This is a genomic window from Clostridium sp. BSD9I1, assembly GCF_900185645.1.
Classification (GTDB): Bacteria; Bacillota; Clostridia; order Clostridiales; family Clostridiaceae; genus Clostridium_AK.
In genome coordinates, this window is the sequence record NZ_FYAM01000004.1 from 352,750 (window position 1) to 372,498 (window position 19,749).

18 protein-coding genes and 1 tRNA gene are annotated in these 19,749 nt (G+C 31.8%); 13 read left to right on the top strand and 6 right to left on the bottom strand.

What is annotated here, in order from left to right; all coding sequences use genetic code 11:
- Nucleotides 1-39: 39 nt before the first annotated feature.
- The gene (locus tag BSD9I1_RS02175; RefSeq protein WP_186428924.1) at nt 40-1,290 is read right to left on the bottom strand and encodes an HD-GYP domain-containing protein; all 1,251 of its coding nucleotides are present in this window, start codon (nt 1,288-1,290) and stop codon (nt 40-42) included.
- 141 nt (nt 1,291-1,431) lie between these two features.
- Between BSD9I1_RS02175 and BSD9I1_RS02180 the strand changes: the two genes are divergently transcribed.
- Both BSD9I1_RS02180 and BSD9I1_RS02185 read left to right on the top strand, forming a co-directional pair.
- Nucleotides 1,432-2,340: a metal ABC transporter solute-binding protein, Zn/Mn family gene (locus tag BSD9I1_RS02180; RefSeq protein ID WP_186428925.1), complete on the top strand. Its 909-nt coding sequence runs from the start codon at nt 1,432-1,434 to the stop codon at nt 2,338-2,340.
- Between the two features lie 7 nt (nt 2,341-2,347).
- Nucleotides 2,348-2,728 carry a zinc-ribbon domain-containing protein gene (locus tag BSD9I1_RS02185; protein WP_186428926.1) on the top strand — a complete coding sequence of 127 codons (381 nt, stop codon included), beginning with the start codon at nt 2,348-2,350 and terminating at the stop codon, nt 2,726-2,728.
- A 390-nt stretch (nt 2,729-3,118) separates the two neighbouring features.
- Here BSD9I1_RS02185 and BSD9I1_RS02190 read toward each other — a convergent pair.
- Nucleotides 3,119-3,194, bottom strand: a tRNA-Trp gene (locus BSD9I1_RS02190).
- Between the two features lie 186 nt (nt 3,195-3,380).
- Here BSD9I1_RS02190 and BSD9I1_RS02195 point away from each other — a divergent pair.
- The gene (locus tag BSD9I1_RS02195; RefSeq protein ID WP_186428927.1) at nt 3,381-4,646 is read left to right on the top strand and encodes an NAD(P)/FAD-dependent oxidoreductase; all 1,266 of its coding nucleotides are present in this window, start codon (nt 3,381-3,383) and stop codon (nt 4,644-4,646) included.
- 44 nt (nt 4,647-4,690) lie between these two features.
- Here BSD9I1_RS02195 and BSD9I1_RS02200 read toward each other — a convergent pair whose 3' ends face one another.
- Nucleotides 4,691-5,311 carry a RusA family crossover junction endodeoxyribonuclease gene (locus BSD9I1_RS02200; RefSeq protein ID WP_186428928.1) on the bottom strand — a complete coding sequence of 207 codons (621 nt, stop codon included), beginning with the start codon at nt 5,309-5,311 and terminating at the stop codon, nt 4,691-4,693.
- A gap of 213 nt (nt 5,312-5,524) precedes the next feature.
- Here BSD9I1_RS02200 and tsaD point away from each other — a divergent pair, with 213 nt between their 5' ends.
- The 7 genes from tsaD (at nt 5,525) to proC (ending at nt 13,558) form a co-directional block, all read left to right on the top strand.
- A complete protein-coding gene (tsaD, locus tag BSD9I1_RS02205; protein WP_186428929.1) occupies nt 5,525-6,550 on the top strand; it encodes a tRNA (adenosine(37)-N6)-threonylcarbamoyltransferase complex transferase subunit TsaD in 1,026 nt (341 codons plus the stop codon).
- Nucleotides 6,551-6,993: 443 nt separating this feature from the next.
- A complete protein-coding gene (locus BSD9I1_RS02210; protein WP_186428930.1) occupies nt 6,994-8,565 on the top strand; it encodes an ABC transporter substrate-binding protein in 1,572 nt (523 codons plus the stop codon).
- Between the two features lie 145 nt (nt 8,566-8,710).
- Nucleotides 8,711-9,715, top strand: a complete 1,005-nt coding sequence (locus BSD9I1_RS02215; protein WP_186428931.1) for an ABC transporter permease — start codon at nt 8,711-8,713, stop codon at nt 9,713-9,715.
- A 16-nt stretch (nt 9,716-9,731) separates the two neighbouring features.
- Nucleotides 9,732-10,622: a nickel transporter permease gene (gene nikC, locus BSD9I1_RS02220; protein ID WP_186428932.1), complete on the top strand. Its 891-nt coding sequence runs from the start codon at nt 9,732-9,734 to the stop codon at nt 10,620-10,622.
- 11 nt (nt 10,623-10,633) lie between these two features.
- Entirely contained in the window at nt 10,634-11,611 is a 978-nt protein-coding gene (locus BSD9I1_RS02225; RefSeq protein ID WP_278281150.1) for an ABC transporter ATP-binding protein, read from the top strand.
- A gap of 2 nt (nt 11,612-11,613) precedes the next feature.
- Nucleotides 11,614-12,585 carry an ABC transporter ATP-binding protein gene (locus BSD9I1_RS02230; protein WP_186428933.1) on the top strand — a complete coding sequence of 324 codons (972 nt, stop codon included), beginning with the start codon at nt 11,614-11,616 and terminating at the stop codon, nt 12,583-12,585.
- Nucleotides 12,586-12,748: 163 nt separating this feature from the next.
- The gene (proC, locus tag BSD9I1_RS02235; RefSeq protein WP_186428934.1) at nt 12,749-13,558 is read left to right on the top strand and encodes a pyrroline-5-carboxylate reductase; all 810 of its coding nucleotides are present in this window, start codon (nt 12,749-12,751) and stop codon (nt 13,556-13,558) included.
- 246 nt (nt 13,559-13,804) lie between these two features.
- On the opposite strand, the gene BSD9I1_RS02240 is transcribed toward proC, so the two are convergent.
- The 3 genes from BSD9I1_RS02240 to BSD9I1_RS02250 form a co-directional block, all read right to left on the bottom strand.
- Nucleotides 13,805-14,131, bottom strand: coding sequence for a DUF1904 domain-containing protein (locus BSD9I1_RS02240; protein ID WP_186428935.1), 327 nt, complete (start codon nt 14,129-14,131; stop codon nt 13,805-13,807).
- Nucleotides 14,112-15,077 (bottom strand): DMT family transporter, encoded by a 966-nt coding sequence (locus BSD9I1_RS02245; protein ID WP_186428936.1) that lies wholly within the window; start codon nt 15,075-15,077, stop codon nt 14,112-14,114. The genes BSD9I1_RS02240 and BSD9I1_RS02245 overlap by 20 nt, the downstream gene beginning before the upstream one ends.
- Before the next feature lie 90 nt (nt 15,078-15,167).
- Nucleotides 15,168-17,090 carry an ABC-F family ATP-binding cassette domain-containing protein gene (locus tag BSD9I1_RS02250; RefSeq protein ID WP_186428937.1) on the bottom strand — a complete coding sequence of 641 codons (1,923 nt, stop codon included), beginning with the start codon at nt 17,088-17,090 and terminating at the stop codon, nt 15,168-15,170.
- Nucleotides 17,091-17,271: 181 nt separating this feature from the next.
- On the opposite strand from BSD9I1_RS02250, the gene BSD9I1_RS02255 reads away from it, so the two are divergent.
- The 3 genes from BSD9I1_RS02255 to BSD9I1_RS02265 all read left to right on the top strand — a co-directional run.
- Nucleotides 17,272-17,907, top strand: a complete 636-nt coding sequence (locus BSD9I1_RS02255; RefSeq protein ID WP_035307404.1) for a redox-sensing transcriptional repressor Rex — start codon at nt 17,272-17,274, stop codon at nt 17,905-17,907.
- A gap of 262 nt (nt 17,908-18,169) precedes the next feature.
- Entirely contained in the window at nt 18,170-18,955 is a 786-nt protein-coding gene (locus BSD9I1_RS02260) for a short-chain-enoyl-CoA hydratase (RefSeq protein WP_035307406.1), read from the top strand.
- A 13-nt stretch (nt 18,956-18,968) separates the two neighbouring features.
- Nucleotides 18,969-19,749: acyl-CoA dehydrogenase family protein (locus BSD9I1_RS02265; protein ID WP_186428938.1), on the top strand; the 781-nt coding region annotated here is incomplete at its 3' end.

Consider the following 19,749-nt stretch of genomic DNA (forward strand, 5'->3'; position numbering starts at 1 on the left):
AAAAAAGAAAACTTAAGAGTAAAATATATAGATGCAATATTACTTTATACAAGCTAATGCTTCTTTTAAATAAGATATTGCTTTGCTACATATGAAATTATTTTTTGCCATGTCGTCCATAATAGAAAAAGCTTCTTTATCAGATAAGCTCTTTCTATAGGGACGTTCTTCAGTGAGAGCTTGATAAATATCGCATACCCCCATTATTCTGCTCTCTTCTGAAAGTTCATTTGAAGATAAAGCTCGTGGATAGCCTTTTCCATTCAATTTTTCATGATGATTAGAAGCCCAATCACTTATATCCGGTATAACTTCTATTTTATCTAAGATAACTTTAGTGTAATAAACATGAGATTTTATTATACAAAACTGTTCTGTACTTAGTGAACCGTTCTTTTCTAAAATGCTATTTGGTGTAGCAAGTTTTCCTATGTCATGAAGCAATCCCGCAATTTTCATTTTCTGGCATTTTTCATTACTATAACCTATATGTTTAGATACATTATAAGCAAGTTCAGATATCCCTTTAGAATGACGAGCGGTAAAATTGCTTTTATTATCAATTATATTTCCAAAAATATGAGCTATTTTTTCAAATTCATCTAAATTTAAGTATATATCAAATTTAGGCAAGAGGTCTCTTATTGTAATATCCATAAGATCAATATTAGCTAAGTTAAACCAAAAATAATCTTTACTGGAGCATTTTAAAAATGCTTGAACTAAATCAGGAGAAAAAATCACATTAGTATATTTTTTTATCCAGCTAGACATAAACTCTTTTTGCATATAACAAGGTTTAGAGTTATCATATAAAAGATCTAGTAGATCTGAAAGTCTTATTATTTGACTTATTAAAGGAACGTCGTTACCTTTTAATTTCATAGGGCCTGTACCATCATAATTTTCATGATGATATAATATAAAAGTACTTAAATTATCAAGCTTAGGAAAGTCGCAAGTTATTTGTGCGCCTATTGTACAATGATCCTTTATAAAATTAGGGTTAGAATGACTTTGGCTAAAGAAATTTGAAGCTCCTATATCGTGAAGTAAAGAAGAAATGTATAATTCTTTTATTGTTGAGTAGTCTAAATGTAAAGAGTGAGCTATCTCCAAACTTATATAACATACTCGTTTTGAATGATTTGTAATTGCATGTTTGGAATAATTGATATTAGATACTTCTTCTATAATAATATTATTGTTATTGTCATCTAATGCGCTCATTTGAGCCAAATCTAATGCCAAAGAAAGTGCTCTTATAATTTTGTTCATATTTATCTTCATAATTATAAACATCCTTTCTTAAATTAATAACTTATTTTATAATAACCTGTAAGTTATTCTAAGTAAATACATCTTTGCATTATATGGATACTTTAGGTAAAATATATATTAAATATATGTATACATTAAGAGGTGAAATAATTGAAAAAATTATTTTATGTAGTAATTTTATATATGGCAGCGGTTTTATATAGCTGTACTCCTGTGGAGAGTACAATTAACAATGAATGGAAGAAGCCTATAGAAAAAGAAGAACAAGTCTTGTTAAATATAGTAACTACAAATAAATTTATATATAATATGACATTAGAATTAACTAAGGATAGACACTATGTGAGTTATATGTTTAAAGATCCCTCACAAGGCATGAATTTTAAATATACAGATGATAGTTTAAGTAACATTTCGAAACAGGACTTATTTATATATAATGGAGTAGGGTTAGAGCCTTGGGACAAGGATTTCATAGATAGTTTAAGCAAAAATAAATTAGGAGTCACAAGTGCTTCTAGAGGTGTAAAACTTATAGCTTATAATAAAGAAAAGAAATATGGTAAGAGAACAATAAAAGATAATCCTTATTACTGGCTTAATATAGATAATTATAAAATTTCTATTTTAAATATTAAAAATGCATTACAGGATAAGGACCCTCGAAATAATGATTATTACGAAAAAAATTTTATGGAGCATTTAAAAAAAATAGAGCCTTATGAGAAGGATTTTAAAAAAATTTCAAAAGAACTTGAGGGAAATGTAATATTTTTTAGAGAAGAGGAATTGGAATACTTTGTAAAATATGTAGGATTAAAGAGTATTAATTCATTAACTATTAAGAATGATAAGGATTTAGAAGAAAAACTAAATGCCGAAGAAAATATTTTATTTATGTATAATAATAATGAAGAACTAAAGAAAAACGAGGAAATAATAAAAAAATATAATATGCATCCAGTAAAGATACATGTATACGAGGAAAACTTTACTTACATAGATCTATTAAAAAATAACTTATCTAACCTGAAAAAAATTAAAGTAAAGAAAGAGTGATTTAATTATGTTTTTTATAGGTGTATTTGGAATTGAAGAAAAGCATAAGGAAATAAGAAATATTCAAAATATGGTTTGTAAAGATTGCGAAAGAATGACTACATATGAGCTTATAGAAAAATATAACTTTTTTCATTTCTTTTTTATACCTATATTTAAGTGGAACTATAGATATTATTTAAAATGCAGAAGCTGCACTGCGGTTTTTGAAATACCTAAGGAGCTTGGAGAAAGACTAAAGGTAGGTGAAAATCCAGTAATTAATGATGTGGATTTAAATCCTATGTTTAGGGGAGAAAATTATACAACACTTATTAGATGTAGTAATTGTGGAAGAGAGATGGAAACGGGATTTCAATACTGCCCACATTGTGGATATAAGTTATAGATTATGTTAAGAATTTTAGCTAAGCGACAATGCTTAGCTTCATCTGTTTTTTTGCTCAAAAGATAACAGAATAAGGGTATAAACTATAACCTTTAGAAGTACACTAAAAATATGTTAAAGTCTAGGAATAATTCTAATGAATCTATGAGAAAATTAAGAGAAAAGATACATTTAAGCTTGCAGAACAGAATATATATGATTACTCCAAGGTATTAATGAAATACTTGAACACGAAATTGAATTTGGAGAAGTATAACGATATAAACAAAGAATCTTTAGCTGCTTTGGTTTATAAGCGGTTAAGAAAATGCTAATAAAAGCAAATAAAAGGTTCTAGTAGATTTTATAATCTATTAGAACCTTTTATTTTAAACGCTTCTATATTATATCTGGCAGGGGCACGAGGACTTGAACCCGGAACCAACGGTTTTGGAGACCGCTACTCTACCAATTGAGCTATACCCCTTCATTACGAAGATTATTGTATCATCAAGGAGGGAATATGTCAACACTTTTTTATATAATAATTATATATGTTAGTTTTATAAGAGTATTTCTTGAAACCTATAAATCATAATGATAAAATGTATTTGTTAAAAATTACTATAGAATAGGCTTTTAAAGAGCTACTTTAAATTGGAGGAATTAAATTATGCAGGAATATGATATTGTTATAATAGGTGGAGGTCCAGCAGGACTTGCAGCTGCAATTTCTGCAAAGGAAGAAGGGGTAGGAGATATCCTTATACTGGAGAGAGGAAATGAGCTTGGAGGAATTTTAAATCAATGTATACATAATGGATTTGGACTTCGTACATTTAAGGAAGAACTCACAGGTCCTGAATATGCACAAAGATATATAAATAAGATAGAAAAATCAAATATAGAATATAAGCTAAATACTATGGTATTAGATTTAAGTAGGGATAAGATTATAAGTGCTGTGAATCCAGATGAAGGCATATTGGAAATAAAGGCAAAGGCAGTAGTGCTGGCTATGGGATGCAGAGAAAGGCCAAGAGGAGTATTAAATATAACAGGTGGTAAATGTGCAGGGATATTTACTGCAGGAACGGCGCAAAGATTTGTAAATATTGAGGGATATCTTCCTGGGAAGGAAGTTGTGGTTTTGGGTTCTGGAGATATAGGGCTTATAATGGCAAGAAGGATGACTCTTGAAGGAGCCGATGTTAAGGCTGTAGTAGAATTTATGAATTATCCTGTAGGGCTTAAGAGAAATGTTGTACAATGTCTTGATGACTTTGACATTCCTCTAAAGTTAAGTCATACAGTTATAGATATAAAAGGAAGAGACCGTCTTGAAGGAGTTACCATAGCAAGGGTAGATGAAAATGGGAGAACTTTAAAAGGGACAGAAGAATTTATTGAATGTGATACTTTGATTTTATCTGTAGAGCTCTTACCTGAGAATGAACTATCGAGAAAAGCGGAAGTTGAACTTTCTAAAATTACAGGAGGTCCTATAGTAAATGAAAGCTTAGAAACTAATATAGATGGTATATTTGCTTGTGGGAATGTTCTTCATGTATATGACCTAGTGGATAATGTAAGTATGGAAAGTCACATAGCTGGAAAAAATGCAGCATTATATGTAATGGGGATGAATTTTCAAAATGGTGAAGATGTGACGGAAATAGTATCAGGTAAAGGCGTAGCATATACGGTACCTAAATATATAAATGTTAAAAATGTAGAAGAATATGTTGAATTGAGCCTTAGAGTAAATAATGTATTTAAGAATAGCCATATAGATATTTATTTTGATGATTTGCTAGAGAAGCGTATTGAAAAGGAAATACTTACACCAGGAGAAATGGAAATATTAAAGGTAACAAAGGATATGTTTTTAAAGTGTCCAAATTGCAGTAAGATTACTATAAATGTAGAAGAAGAGTAGAAGAAGAGTAGAAGTTAAGTTTCTATAAATATTAAAGTGAGTGTCTAAAAAAGTTTTTTTAGACACTCTTTACATATAAGCATTTTCCCTTTATTAGCTGAAATAGAATTTTCAGCAGTGATTCCTTTTCCGCATATGTTGCAAGAAGTTAAATTATTGGGTGAGGGGATATTTTTTTTAGCAGAGTTACCTAGGTTCTTTTTATTAGAAGGAGGTTCATATTCTATTGGTATGTCATTAGTTTCCTTTTTGCATATATCATATCTCATGGTATATATACTTTCAGCAAATAATTCTAGTTCAAATCTAGGATTTTCTTTATCGTAATATTCTTCTATTATAAGTCTTCTGATCTGAGCATCATTTATAATTAATCCGCTTTTTTCTATACCATCAAAAATGCTTTTAGTAATATTGTTTGTATCAGGATGTCTCTTTTGACTTTTATAATAAACCTTGAGGACTGCAATTAATGCTTCTGTAAGTACTATATGAGGATTTTGAATTCTAGCAGCATAGGCAATTTCTTCTTCATAAAGGGCGTATCTATCATGGTATTTCCCTGAATTATAAGGTAAAATTGCTCGTCCCTTTAAATTTGATAGCTTAAAGTTCGATTTGGATATAGGAGAACCTTTTACTATAACCTTGGCATACTTATTCATATTAATCACCTTTTGTTTATATAATTATGTACAATAAATTTCAATATTAAAATGAGATCTTATTTAATAATAGCATAATAAGTTCCATCGATACAAATATTTGATTATAAGGTACTAATAAAGTATAATAATTTATTGAACTTACAATATAAAATTTAAAATGAAAACAAATTTAAATATATCTAATAATTGAAATATAAGAGAGGTAAAAGTATGGAGAAGAAAATTAAAATTCTTGCTATAGAGAGTAGCTGCGATGAAACTTCTGCAGCGGTAGTGGTAAATGGAAGAGATGTACTTTCAAATGTTATAGCTTCTCAAATAGATACACATAAAAAGTTTGGAGGAGTTGTTCCTGAAGTAGCTTCGAGAATGCATATTGAGGTAGTTGGTGCAGTGGCTAAGGAGGCAATAGATAAAGCAAATATTAGCTTTGAAGATATAGATGCAATAGGTGTTACGTATGGACCAGGTCTTGTAGGGGCATTGCTTGTGGGTCTTCAATATGCTAAGGCATTGGCTTTTGCTTTGGATAAACCACTTATTGGAGTAAATCATATTGAAGGTCATATAAGTTCAAATTTTATTCAGCATAAAGATTTGGAGCCACCTTTTGTGTGTCTTGTAGTATCAGGGGGGCATACATTTGTAGTATATATGAAAGATTACGGTGAATTTGAAGTAATGGGCCAAACTAGAGATGATGCAGCAGGAGAAGCTTATGACAAGATAGCCAGGGCGTTAGGATTAGGATATCCAGGTGGACCTAAAATTGATAAGCTTGCTAAAGAAGGAAATGAAGATGCAATAAAATTTCCAAGAGCAAACTTTCATGATGATACATCCTTGGATTTTTCATTTAGTGGATTAAAATCTGCAGTTTTAAACTATTTAAATTCTATGGAAATGAAAGGTGAAGAGATCAATAAGGCTGACGTGGCAGCATCTTTCCAAAAGGCAGTAGTTGAGTTTCTAGTTGATAATGCAATGAAAGCTTGCAAGATTAAAAAAGTAAACAAAATAGCAGTAGCAGGAGGAGTGGCATCTAACTCATGCTTGAGAAGTACCTTAATTAATAGAGGTCGTGAAAATGATATAGAGGTGTTATTTCCAGAACCTATACTATGCACAGACAATGCTGCCATGATAGGAAGTGCAGCGTATTTTGAGTTTTTAAAGGGAAGGGTATCTTCCATGGAGTTAAATGCAGTACCAAATTTAAAATTAGGGCAAAGATAAAAAAGCTGTTTTGCAGCTTTTTTATTTTTTGTTAAATTAGTTGCAGAATCCTTAGTGAAAAAACAAGTGAATTCAATACGAAAACTAAAAGGATAAATTAGGTACAAAATGTTAAGAATTTCTAAATGAAATTGATTACATTAACTATAAAAAGTGAAATTTGGGATTTTAAAAATTGCAATTTTTAGTCAATGGGTCTATAATGGAAAATAATAAAAATTAATAATCGGCTTATGATTTGAATTTACATAAATCAATGGTAATGCGTTGGTGGTAAAGGGTTGTAGGTGGTTAATTGTTTTAATAGTTTTGTGCATAAACATAATTGAGATGTATTAAATATGCTAAAAACTAAATGCTTTAATGTTTTAAATCAGAGGAGTAAAAGATTGAGTTTTAAAGTATTATTCAAGTTTAAGAAAAATGAAGGGGGCTTCTAAAAAATGAAACGAAGAGTACTAGCATTATTGATAACCAGTATGGTTATAACAACAACGCTTCTAGCAGGATGTGGAGGAGGAGATAAACAGACAACTAGTGGAAATGCTTCTGCGCCTAAAACACTTATTTATGCTCAAGGTTCTGATCCTAGAGGATTAGATCCAGCTTATGTTGATGATGGAGAGTCAGCTAAGATAATTGTAAATGTGTATGAAGGATTACTTCAATATAAAGAGGGGTCAACAGAGGTAGAGCCATGTCTTGCAACAGAATGGAAGATAAGTGATGATGGAAAAGAGTATATATTTAAACTACGTCAAGGAGTGAAATTCCATGATGGAACACCATTTAATGCAGATGCAGTAAAGTTTAATATAGATAGACAAATTCCACCTCAAGCAAAAGATGATATGCCATATGCCTCATTTACTTTTGCGCCAGTGGAGAAGGTTGAAAAAGTAGATGAATATACAGTGAAAGTTACATTAAAGGAACCATATACTCCTTTCTTGGCTAACCTTGCAATGAGTCTTGCAGCACCAATAGCAAGTCCTGATGCTATAAAGAAGAATAATGGCAACTTAAATGAAAACCCTGTAGGAACAGGACCATTTAAATTTGCATCTTGGAAAAAGGGTGAAGCAGTAACTTTAGAAAGAAATATTGAATATTGGGGAGAAAAAGCCAAATCAGATAAAGTAGTATTTAAGTTTACTAAGGAAAATTCAGTACGTGCAAGTGAACTTATGACAGGGTCTGTGGATATAATAGATGGAGTTGATCCTAATGATATTAAAAAACTTACAGACAGCAAGATGGAATTATTCAATGAACAAGGAATGAATATAAATTATATGGCATTTAACACATCTAGGGCGCCATTTAATGATGTTAAACTTAGACAAGCCATAAGTTATGCTATAGATAGAGAAGAACTTGTTAAATATTTATATCAAGGTTTTGCAGATGTAGCATATACTCCAATGCCATCATTTATGCCAGGGTTTAATGATAAGCTAAAGTCTTATCAGTACAATCCAGAAAAAGCAAAAGAGTTATTGAAGGCAGCGGGAAAAGAAAATCTGCAAGTTAAAATGATTACTTACTCAAATCCTAGACCATATAATCCAGTAAATGGACAAAAGTTAGCTGAAGCCATCCAAAACTATTTATCAAAAGTAGGAATAAAGGCTACAATTGATGTTTATCCATGGAAGGAATACAAAGAAAAAATAGCTCAAGGAGAAGGAGATATACTATTCTATGGATGGAATGGAGATAATGGAGATGCGGATAACTTCTTATCATTATTTGATTCAAAAGAAATAAAATCTACTTTAAATGCTGCTAGATATAACAATCCTAAAGTAGATGAACTTCTTATAAAGGGAAGAAAAACTCCAAATGGAGAAGAGAGAAATAATATTTATAAAGAAATACAAAAGATAGTAGATGAAGAGGCAGTTTGGCTTCCAATATCCTATGCAAAAAGTATTGCAGCTTACTCATCAAAGGTTAAAAACTTTGAACTTCATCCAACAGGAGTTGTATTCTTAAAGGATGTAGAAAAATAATTAACACAAGATTAAGAAACCCCGTTTAGCCACGGGGTTTCTACATAGGCATAATTTGTAGAAAGCTACGATTTTATTACAAATTATAAACCACTACATATTATTAGTGACTATACATTGGATATTATAGAAGGGGGCCAAAGATATGCTAAAGTATATACTTAAAAGATTAGCACTATTACTGCCTGTAATACTTGGGGTATCAATACTTGTGTTTTTAGTAATGCATGTTTTTACAACAGACCCTGCAAGTATTATATTAGGACAACATGCTACAGCTGAGCAGGTAGCAAACTTAAGAGAAGAGCTTGGGTTAAATAAACCCCTATATTTACAATATTTTGATTTTATAGGAGGTGTATTTAAAGGGAGCTTAGGAAATTCGCTCATAACTAAGACTTCGGTTACAGGAGAAATTCTAGCAAGATTTCCAGCGACTATTGAACTTGCTTTGTCAGCTATTATTATTGCTTCTATAGTTGGGGTGATTATAGGAGTAATATCTGCAGTAAAACAAAATTCTATTGTGGATTACCTTAGTATGATAGGAGCATTGCTTGGAGTTTCTATGCCAATATTTTGGCTTGGACTTATGCTTATAGTATTATTTTCAGTTAAACTTCATTGGCTGCCTGTATCGGGAAGAATACAAATAGGTATGGAACCTGCTCATGTTACAGGGTTTTATCTTTTGGATAGTTTAATAACTGGAAATATGGCTGCATTTAAAAGTGCACTCATGCATTTAACGTTACCCGCAGTAGCGTTAGCTTCTTATTCAACTGCAATTATAGCCCGCATGACAAGATCTACAATGCTTGAAATTGTCAAGCAGGATTATATAAGAACAGCAAGAGCTAAGGGATTATTTGAAAAAGTTGTAATACTTAAGCATGCACTGAGAAATGCATTAATTCCTATAACTACAGTAATAGGACTTCAATTAGGTTCTCTTCTTGGGGGTGCTGTACTTACTGAAACAGTTTTTTCCTGGCCAGGGGTTGGGAGTTATACAATTGATGCCATAATGAAATCAGATTATCCAGTGGTTCAAGGAGCTGTAATGATTTTAGCGATTGTATTTGTACTTGTAAATTTGATAGTAGATTTACTATATGCATATTTAGATCCTAGAATAAAATATTCGTAATAGGAGGTAATTATAAATGGAAACTAACGTGGAGTTAAATGCCAGAGTTGAAGAAAGTGAAGAAAAATATAAACATTTTAAAAATATATTTAGCGTTCTTATAAAGAATAAAGCGGCTCTAGTGGGATTGATTATAATTTTATTATTAACTTTAGTAGCTTTATTTGGGAAATTTATTATGCCTTATAATCCTTACGTAGGAGAACTTTCCAAAAGCTTGCAGGCCCCATCGACCGCACATATATTTGGAACCGATGAACAAGGAAGAGATATATTAAGTAGAATTATAGATGGAACAAAAATATCCTTAAGAGTAGGGGTAACCTCGGTTGCTATTGCATTAAGTATAGGAACCGTAGTTGGTGCGCTAGCTGGGTATTATGGTGGGAAAATAGATATGCTATTAATGAGAATCATGGATATAGTACTGGCTTTTCCATCATTACTTTTGGCTATAGCATTTATGAGTGCATTAGGAAAGGGAATAGATAAAGCTGTAATTGCAATAAGTATTGTTACAATACCTGAGTATGCGAGAATAGTTAGAAGTTGCATATTATCTGTTAAGGAAAGTGAATATGTTCAAGCGGCAAGGGTAATAGGAAATAACGATTTTAATATTATATTTAGGCACATCTTGCCCAATGTTATGTCGCCTATAATAGTACGTGCAACACTCGGAGTATCTTCAGCTATTTTAGACACTGCAGCTTTAGGATTTTTAGGGCTAGGAGTTCAGCCTCCTTTTGCCGAATGGGGAAGCATGCTTGGAGCAGGAAGAGGATATTTTTATAATGCTCCTCATATAATATTGTTCCCTGGTATTGCTATTACTATTACCGTATTAGCTTTTAATTTATTTGGAGATGGACTTAGGGATGCATTAGATCCAAGGTCTAGAAAATAGAGGTGATTGAAATGTTGCTAGAAGTGAAGAATTTAAAAACTCAGTTTAAGGTGCAAGGTGGACTTGTAAATGCGGTTAATGGTGTGGACTTTAGCATAGGTAAAGGAGAAGTTGTAGCAATTGTTGGAGAATCCGGCAGTGGTAAAAGTGTTACCTCTTTATCCGTCATGGGGCTTATACCAAGTCCTCCAGGAAAAGTTATAGATGGAGAGATATTATTTAAGGGTGAAAATTTATTAAATAAAAATAAAAGAGAAATGCAGGATATAAGAGGAAATAAAATTTCTATGATATTTCAAGAGCCTATGACATCATTAAATCCTGTATTTACTGTAGGAAAACAAATTTCTGAATCTATTATGAGACATGAGAAGTTATCTAAAAAAGAAGCAGAAAAGAAAGTAATAGAGATGCTTGAATTAGTAGGAATACCTTCTCCGGAAACAAGGATTAAAGATTATCCCCATCAATTAAGTGGAGGTATGAGGCAGCGTGTAATGATTGCTATGGCTCTTACTTGTAATCCAGAACTTTTAATTGCAGATGAGCCAACTACTGCGCTAGATGTTACAATACAAGCTCAGATATTGGATTTAATGGTTAAGCTTAAGGAAAAACTAGGGACATCAATACTTTTGATAACTCATGATTTAGGAGTAGTTGCAGAAACAGCCGATAAGGTTGTAGTCATGTATTGTGGAAAGGTTGTTGAAAATGGAACAGTAGATGAAATTTTTGAAAATCCAATGCATCCATATACCCAGGGACTGTTAAATTCTATTCCTAAGATAGATGAGGAATGTGAAAAATTATTTATGATACCTGGTATGGTTCCGAATCCTTTAGAAATGCCTGAAGGTTGTGCGTTCAGCAGCAGATGTAGTAAATGCAGTGAGAGATGCACATCAAAAGAGCCTCCTCTGATAAATCAAAATGGAAGACAAGTAAGATGCTTTTTGTATAGTAACAAAGAAAGGAGGAAGGTATAACTATGGAACTTTTGATGGAAGTAAAGAATTTGAAAAAATACTTTCCTGTGCAATCTGGTTTTTTGAGCAGCAATAAGGGATATGTTAAAGCTGTGGATGATGTAAGTTTTAATATATATAAAGGGGAAACCTTAGGTCTAGTAGGAGAATCAGGCTGCGGTAAATCTACTACTGGCAGAATGCTTGTGAATTTGATGAATCCAACCAGCGGCAATGTATTATTTGAAGGTAAGGATATAAGAGAATTAAGTAAAAGAGATAAAAGAAGTCTAAGTAAAAATATACAAATAATATTCCAAGATCCATATGCATCCTTAAATCCTAGAATGACAATAGGAGATATAATAGCAGAGCCTATGAAAATAAATAAGATAGCAGAAAGCGCAGAAATAGAAAAAAGAGTTTTAAATCTATTAAATTATGTAGGACTTGCAAGTTATCATAAAGATAGATATCCTCATGAATTTAGTGGTGGACAAAGACAGAGAGTTGGGATAGCAAGGGCGATTTCTGTAAATCCAAAACTTATAGTTTGTGATGAAGCGGTATCAGCGTTGGATGTTTCTATACAGGCTCAAGTTTTAAATTTACTACATGATCTTCAAAAAGAATTCGATTTAACATATCTTTTTATAGCTCATGGTTTAAATGTTGTGAAGCATGTGAGTAATAGAGTAGGGGTAATGTATTTAGGAAAACTTGTAGAGATAGCAAATGATAAGAAATTATATGATGCTCCAAAACATCCATATACTCAGGCGCTTCTCTCTGCAATCCCTGTACCCAATCCTAAAGTGCGAAAGGAAAGGGTTATATTAAAGGGAGATGTACCAAGTCCGTTGAACCCTCCGTCTGGCTGCAGATTTCATACTAGATGCCCTAAGTGCATGGATATATGTAAGGTGGAGGAACCTGAAATGATAGAGATTGAGGAAAGGCATAGTGTAGCCTGCCACCTGTATAATAGTAAATAGTTTAAGGTGAAAGTCGACAGAGGTCGGCTTTCTGTATTTTTGTGATCAGATTATTATATAACATAAATGCATATGATATAATTAATGAAGTGAACTAAGGTGTATTTTATACATATAAAACTTGAAGAGAAGGATTATTATTTAATAGTGTGGAGGTAAACATATGAATAAAAGTATAGGTTTTATAGGATGTGGCAACATGGGGCAAGCTATCATTGGAGGATTAGTGAAATCTAATATTGTTGAAAACAAAAAAATACTAGTAAGCAATCCTACTATGCCTGAACTTGAAAAGGTGAAGAGTGAACATGGAGTGCTTATTACTAATAATAATAGAGATGTTGCTGAGCTTAGCGACATTATAATACTTGCAGTAAAGCCTAATAAGCATAAGGAAGTAATAGAGGAAATAAAAGAAACTGTTAAAAAAGATGCAATTATTATTACCATAGGAGCAGGGATTTCCATAGAGTTTTTAAAGGAGTCTTTTAACACTGAAAATAAATTTGTAAAGGTTATGCCAAATACTCCAGCTTTAGTAGGGGAAGGTATGGCAGCAATATGTCATGACGGGTCTTTAATTGAAGAAGAGGAAAAAGAGGTATCATCCATATTTGAAAGTTTGGGAAAAGTAGAGTGGGTGGAAGAAAAACTTATGGATGCAGTAACTTCTATAAGTGGCTCTTCACCTGCTTATGTATATATGTTCATAGAGGCTTTAGCAGATGGCGGAGTTATGCAAGGACTTGCTAGAGACAAAGCTTATAAAATGGCGGCTCAAGCAGTGCTTGGTTCTGCAAAAATGGTTCTTGAAACAGGAGAGCATCCAGGACAATTGAAAGATAAGGTGTGTTCACCAGGGGGAACTACAATTGAAGCTGTATATTCACTGGAGAAAAATAATTTTAGAGGAACTATAATTGAAGCAGTAAAAGTCTGTGGAGAAAAGTCTAAAAAGATGAGTGGCAAATAAGGATATTACGACATTTTAATGCTCTGGGTCGTATAGAATTTTCATCTAGGAAGGCGTTCGTTTCGCCGAGAGCGGCTAATATTTATAAATTTAAAATCCCTAAGCCTTCTAAACTCACTATCGTTCAGACAGTAGAAGGCTTTTAACGGTATTTTGAATTTATAAATAAAGCCGTTCTAAGGCTTATTCAATGTCTTCTACGATGAAAATTCTATGCTTCAGAGCATTAAAAATGTCGTGATATTTCTAAAAGTGCATTCCGTTTTCGTAGTAGGAACTTTCTTTAAATGCGGTAAACATTATGTCGACACTTTCATGACCGGTTTCAAGCACGTGCTTTGTCACTATACCAGCAACCATATCTTGGGTTTGTTGCCCTCTTTCAAACCAGCCTATTTCAACAAAAATGTAAGGAGCTACAACTTCGCCATCTTTTATTAAGGTAGTAGGTATAAGTTCTATGGTAAAGTATTCTCTAGGGCATTTTAAAAGAGTTTGAAGCTCATCTACCATATCTTTGCTTATTTTACATACTTCAGATTCTTTAAGACCTCTAATTTTTATCTGTGGCATAACTTTCCTCTTCTTTAAATAAAGTATTTTTTTCTTTTTGTTTTGATATATTCATATGGTTAGTTCCCCATATACCACCAAGTATTAGTAGAGAACCTATTATATGATAAGTATAAAACTTTTCTTTCAAAAATACTACACCTGCTACTATAGATACTATAGTAGATAAGTTTGTAAAAATTACAGATTTTGAAGCTTCTAATTTTGATAAACTATAATTTACAAGAAAGAAGGCTACAACTGATGAAAGTAATCCTAAATAAAATATTGATATTAAAAAGTCTTTAGACTTTAGTGGGGTGAAATAATTTATTAGGGTTCCATTTACTAAATGAGTGGATAAGGATAAGAAGTTAAAGGTTAGTGCTGCTATACCCATCATAAAGTAAGTGATTTCAAAAGAAGAAAAACTTATAGAAACCTTCCTGGAAAGTATGTTGAAAACAGATGCAGAAATAACTGCGCCTAGTAAAAGAAATGTTCCTAAAACACTATTTGAGCTATTACTGTTTCCGTTATATATTGTAATGAGTACTACTCCAATCACTGATAAAACTATAAAAATCCACTGATATATGTTGGATTTCTCATTTAAGAAATATATAGCTGCAATTGTTACACATATGGGAATTAGGGCTATCATAATTCCAGCTTGAGAACTAGAGGAAAATTTAAGTCCGTAGGTTTCGAAAATGAAATAAAAAACAGGCTGAGCTAGTGCAACTAAGAATAAAGGCTTTAAGTTTTTGTTTTTGTAATTTACGGTTACTACTTTAAATAATATTAGTAAAGACATAAATATAAACCCAACTAAAAACCTATATGATAATAGTTCAAAGGGAGAAGAGTGATTAAGAGCTTTTTTAGAAAATAAAAAGCTGAGTCCAAATATAGTAGCATAGCATATAGATGCAATATATGGTAGAAATTCTTTTTTAGAATTCATAAGGTTACCTCCTGATATTTTTATTATACATAAAAATTAGTTTAGATGAAGAGGTCTTCACCTAAACTTTACAAACTTATTTTAAAATTATTAATCCTCGGATAAGTGGTTTTCCCATTCCTCGTATAGCTTTTCGATTTCTTCTTGAATTTTAAGGATCTGTTTATTTACGTCCTCACTTTTTAAAGGATCAGAATAAACTTCTTCAAGACATAGTTGATTTTGAAGATTCACAAGTAACTCTTCTTTATCAGCTATGGAGCCTTCGATATGCTTAACCTTCAGCTTTTTCTCCTTTTCAGCTTTTTCTATATCACGCTTTTTCTTCTTTTCTAGATGTATCTGAGTTTTAGTCTTACCTTCTTGTTCTTCTTCTATCATAAATCTATGTGGATTTTTCTTCTTTTCTATATAGTAAGAATAATTGCCAAGGTATTCCTTAACTCCATTTTGGTTTAGCTCGTATATTTTGTTAATAACTTTATTTAGAAAATATCTGTCATGAGAGATAACTAAAACAGTTCCATCGTAATCCATTATGGCATCTTCAAGTGCTTCACGAGACATAATATCTAAATGATTAGTTGGTTCATCTAAAAGTAAAAAGTTGGATTTAGAAAGCATGAGCTTTAGTAAATTGATTCTACACTTTTCTCCACCACTTAATTTCTTTATTTCTTTAAATACATCATCACCAGTAAATAAAAAGGCTGCCAGTGCACTTCTGATTTGTGTGGTGGTCATATCTGGGAACTCATCCCATACTTCATCAAGTATTGTTTTTTCAAGGTTTAAATCAGATTGCTCTTGATCATAGTAGCCTAAGAATACATTTTTACCAAGTAGTTTTAAGCCCGTATCAGCATTGATGTTATCCATGATTATTTTAAGTAAGGTGGTCTTACCCCTGCCGTTTTCACCTATGAGAGCTACTTTTTCTTCACGTCTAATATCTAGGTTTAAGTCTTCAAAAAGTAACTTATCACCATAGCTTTTACTCATGTTTTCTACGTGAAGTACATCATTACCGCTTTTTATAAGAGTAGAAAAGGTGATTTTAGCAGCTTTAGGATTTCTATCGGGAGCATCAATTCTGTCTATCTTATCTAGAGCCTTTTGTCTGCTTTCTGCAGCTTTTATACTTTTTTCACGATTAAAGGATCTAAACTTCTCTATAATTTCTTCCTGCCTTTTAATTTCAGCTTGTTGCAAATTAAAAGCTTTTAGTTTTACATCATAATCTTTTTTCTTATAATCAATAAATTTAGTATAATTACCATCATAAGAATTCATGCGGCCGTTTAAAAGTTCCATTGTTCTATTGGTTATTGCATCTAAGAAAAATCTATCATGAGATATGATTATAATGGTTCCTTTATATGCCTTTAAATAATCTTCTAACCATTCAATTGCCTCTAAGTCCAAATGATTAGTAGGTTCGTCAAGTAATAATATTTGAGGATTTGTTAGTAGGAGTTTACACAAGGATACTCTTGTCTTTTGGCCTCCGCTTAGAAGATTTATGGTTTTATCAAAATCTTGTTCAGTGAATCCAAGTCCTTTTAATACCTTGCTTATTTCACCTTTATAAGTATACCCGCCACGATTATTATATAACTCTGTAGCTACAGAGTAATCTTTTATTATTTTATTATGATATTCTTCATTAGATGGGTTATAGGGTTCGTTCATTTTTATTTCTAAATTTCTCATTTTATTTTCAAGGTTTATTATATCTTCAAACACCTTAAGCATTTCGTCATATATTGTATTGTTAGAATCTAGGGAAAGGTGCTGAGAAAGATAACCTAAATTTTTATTCTTATCTATAAATAACTCTCCGCTATCGTATTCCATAGTTCCCATTAGTATTTTAAATAATGTAGATTTACCGGCGCCATTAGGACCTATAAGCCCAATCTTATCACCTTCATTTACACTAAAAGTAACATTATCTAATATAATATCTATTCCAAAAGTCTTATGAATTTCCTTTGAACTTAAAACTATCATTATTAATTCACCTCTTTACCATTACTATTGTACTATGTAAAGCTAAATTTTTGTAGATATAAATTATTTTATAAATATTTATTAATAATTTCGCTATATTTTTCACAATATATTATAGTATAGAAATAAAAATTGTGGTAAAATATAAAGATGATTAAAATAAGATTTAAGAGGTGTAGTGATGGACAAGAAAAAAGATATATCAATGGCTGTAATAAAAAGACTGCCTAAATACCATAGATATCTTGGGGATTTACTTAAAAATGAAGTTGATAGAATTTCCTCAAAAGAATTAAGTAAAAAAATAGGCTTCACTGCTTCTCAAATTAGACAAGATTTTAACTGCTTTGGTGATTTTGGACAGCAAGGTTATGGATATAATGTTAAAGAATTATATAACCAAATAAGTGGAATATTAGGTCTTACCAGAGAGTATAAAACTATAATAGTAGGGGCAGGCAATATAGGGCAGGCAATAGCGAATTATACTAAATTTGATAGACTGGGTTTTAACTTGCAGGCTATATTTGATATAAATCCTAAACTTGTAGGACTAAAAATAAGAGATATCGAGATAAACGATATAGATGGTTTGGAAGATTATTTAAAGAAAAATTCAACAGATGTTGGAGTAATATGTGTTCCAAGTAAAGCGGCTCAAAATGTTGCAGATATATTTGTAAGAAATGGCATTAAGAGCATATGGAACTTTGCTCCAATTGATTTAAAGGTTCCGGAAGAAGTACACACTGAAAATGTCCATTTAAGCGAAAGCTTACTTACTTTAAGTTATTTAATGAGCCAGGATGAGAATTAAAAGAAAATAATTAAGTTTGTGGAAAAATGTCGTTTGTTTAATTTTAAACAATTTAATGTGTTATAAATCAATATAATTTGGAATAAACTAATGTTATTTCCAAATTATTTTTTTAATTTATTTAAAAAAATATAAATTTTTTTGTTGAAAAGTAAATTTCTACGTTATATAATAAAAATGAGTATAGATATTTTATTTTTTATAAATGTTTGTTATAATATTAACAAGAATTATAAAAAAATTATAGGGAGGACAATTTGATATGGAATTTAAAAATGTTATCCTTGAAAAAGAAGGCAAGGTTGCTATTGTTAAAATCAATAGACCTCAAGCTTTAAATGCACTAAATTCAGAAACTTTAAAGGAATTAGACATAATAGTTGATGATTTAGCAAATGATAATGAAGTATTAGCAGTTATACTTACTGGTGGTGGAGATAAGGCATTTGTAGCAGGTGCAGATATCACTGAAATGAAAGAGTTAAACACAATGGAAGGCAGGAAATTCGGAATACTTGGAAATAAAGTATTCAGAAAGTTAGAAACTTTAGAAAAACCTGTTATAGCAGCTATTCATGGATTTGCTCTTGGCGGCGGATGCGAAATAGCTATGGCTTGTGATATAAGAATAGCTACTACAAAGGCAAAATTTGGACAACCAGAAGTTGGCCTAGGAATTACTCCAGGTTTTGGTGGAACTCAAAGATTACCAAGACTTGTAGGAATGGGAATGGCTAAACAGTTAATATATACTGCAGACATAATAAATGCTGAAGAAGCTTTAAGAATTGGACTTGTAAATAAAGTTGTAGAAGTAGAAAGTCTAATGGATGAAGCTAAAGCTTTAGCTAATAAAATAGCAGCAAATGCACCTGTAGCTGTAATGCTTTCTAAAGCAGCTATAAACAGAGGAATGCAATGTGATATAGATACAGCGTTATCCTACGAATCAGAAGTGTTTGGAGAATGTTTCTCAACTGAAGACCAGACAGAAGGTATGACAGCATTTGTTGAAAAGAGAAAAGAAAAGAACTTCAAAAATAGATAGGAGGTAAAGTATAATGAATTTTTCATTAACAAGAGAACAAGAATTTGTAAGACAGATGGTAAGAGAGTTTGCTGAAACTGAAGTAAAGCCATTAGCAGCAGAAATCGATATAACAGAAGAATTTCCAATGGAAAACGTAAAGAAGATGGCGAGACTTGGAATGATGGGAATACCATTTTCAAAGGAATTTGGTGGAGCAGGTGGAGACGTTGTTTCCTATGCAATAACAGTTGAAGAATTATCAAGAGTTTGTGCTTCAACAGGTGTTATCGTTTCAGCTCACACTTCATTATGTGCATCAGTAATAAATGAGCATGGAACACCAGCTCAAAAAGAAAAGTACTTACCAGCACTTGCTAAGGGTGAAAGAATAGGTGCTTTCGGATTAACTGAACCAAACGCTGGTACAGATGCTGCAGGACAGCAGAGTATAGCTGTTGATATGGGAGATCACTACATATTAAACGGTTCAAAGATATTTATAACTAACGGTGGAGTAGCTGAAGTATTCATAGTATTTGCTATGACTGACAGAAGCAAAGGAACTAAAGGAATTTCCGCTTTCATAGTTGAAAAAGGAATGCCAGGATTCTCAATAGGTAAAGTAGAAGAAAAGCTTGGAATAAGAGCATCATCAACTACAGAACTTATATTTGAAGACGTTAAAGTTCCAAAAGAAAACCTACTTGGAAAAGAAGGAAAAGGATTTGGAATTGCCATGAAGACTCTTGATGGAGGAAGAATTGGTATAGCAGCTCAAGCTCTAGGAATAGCTCAAGGAGCATTTGATGAAG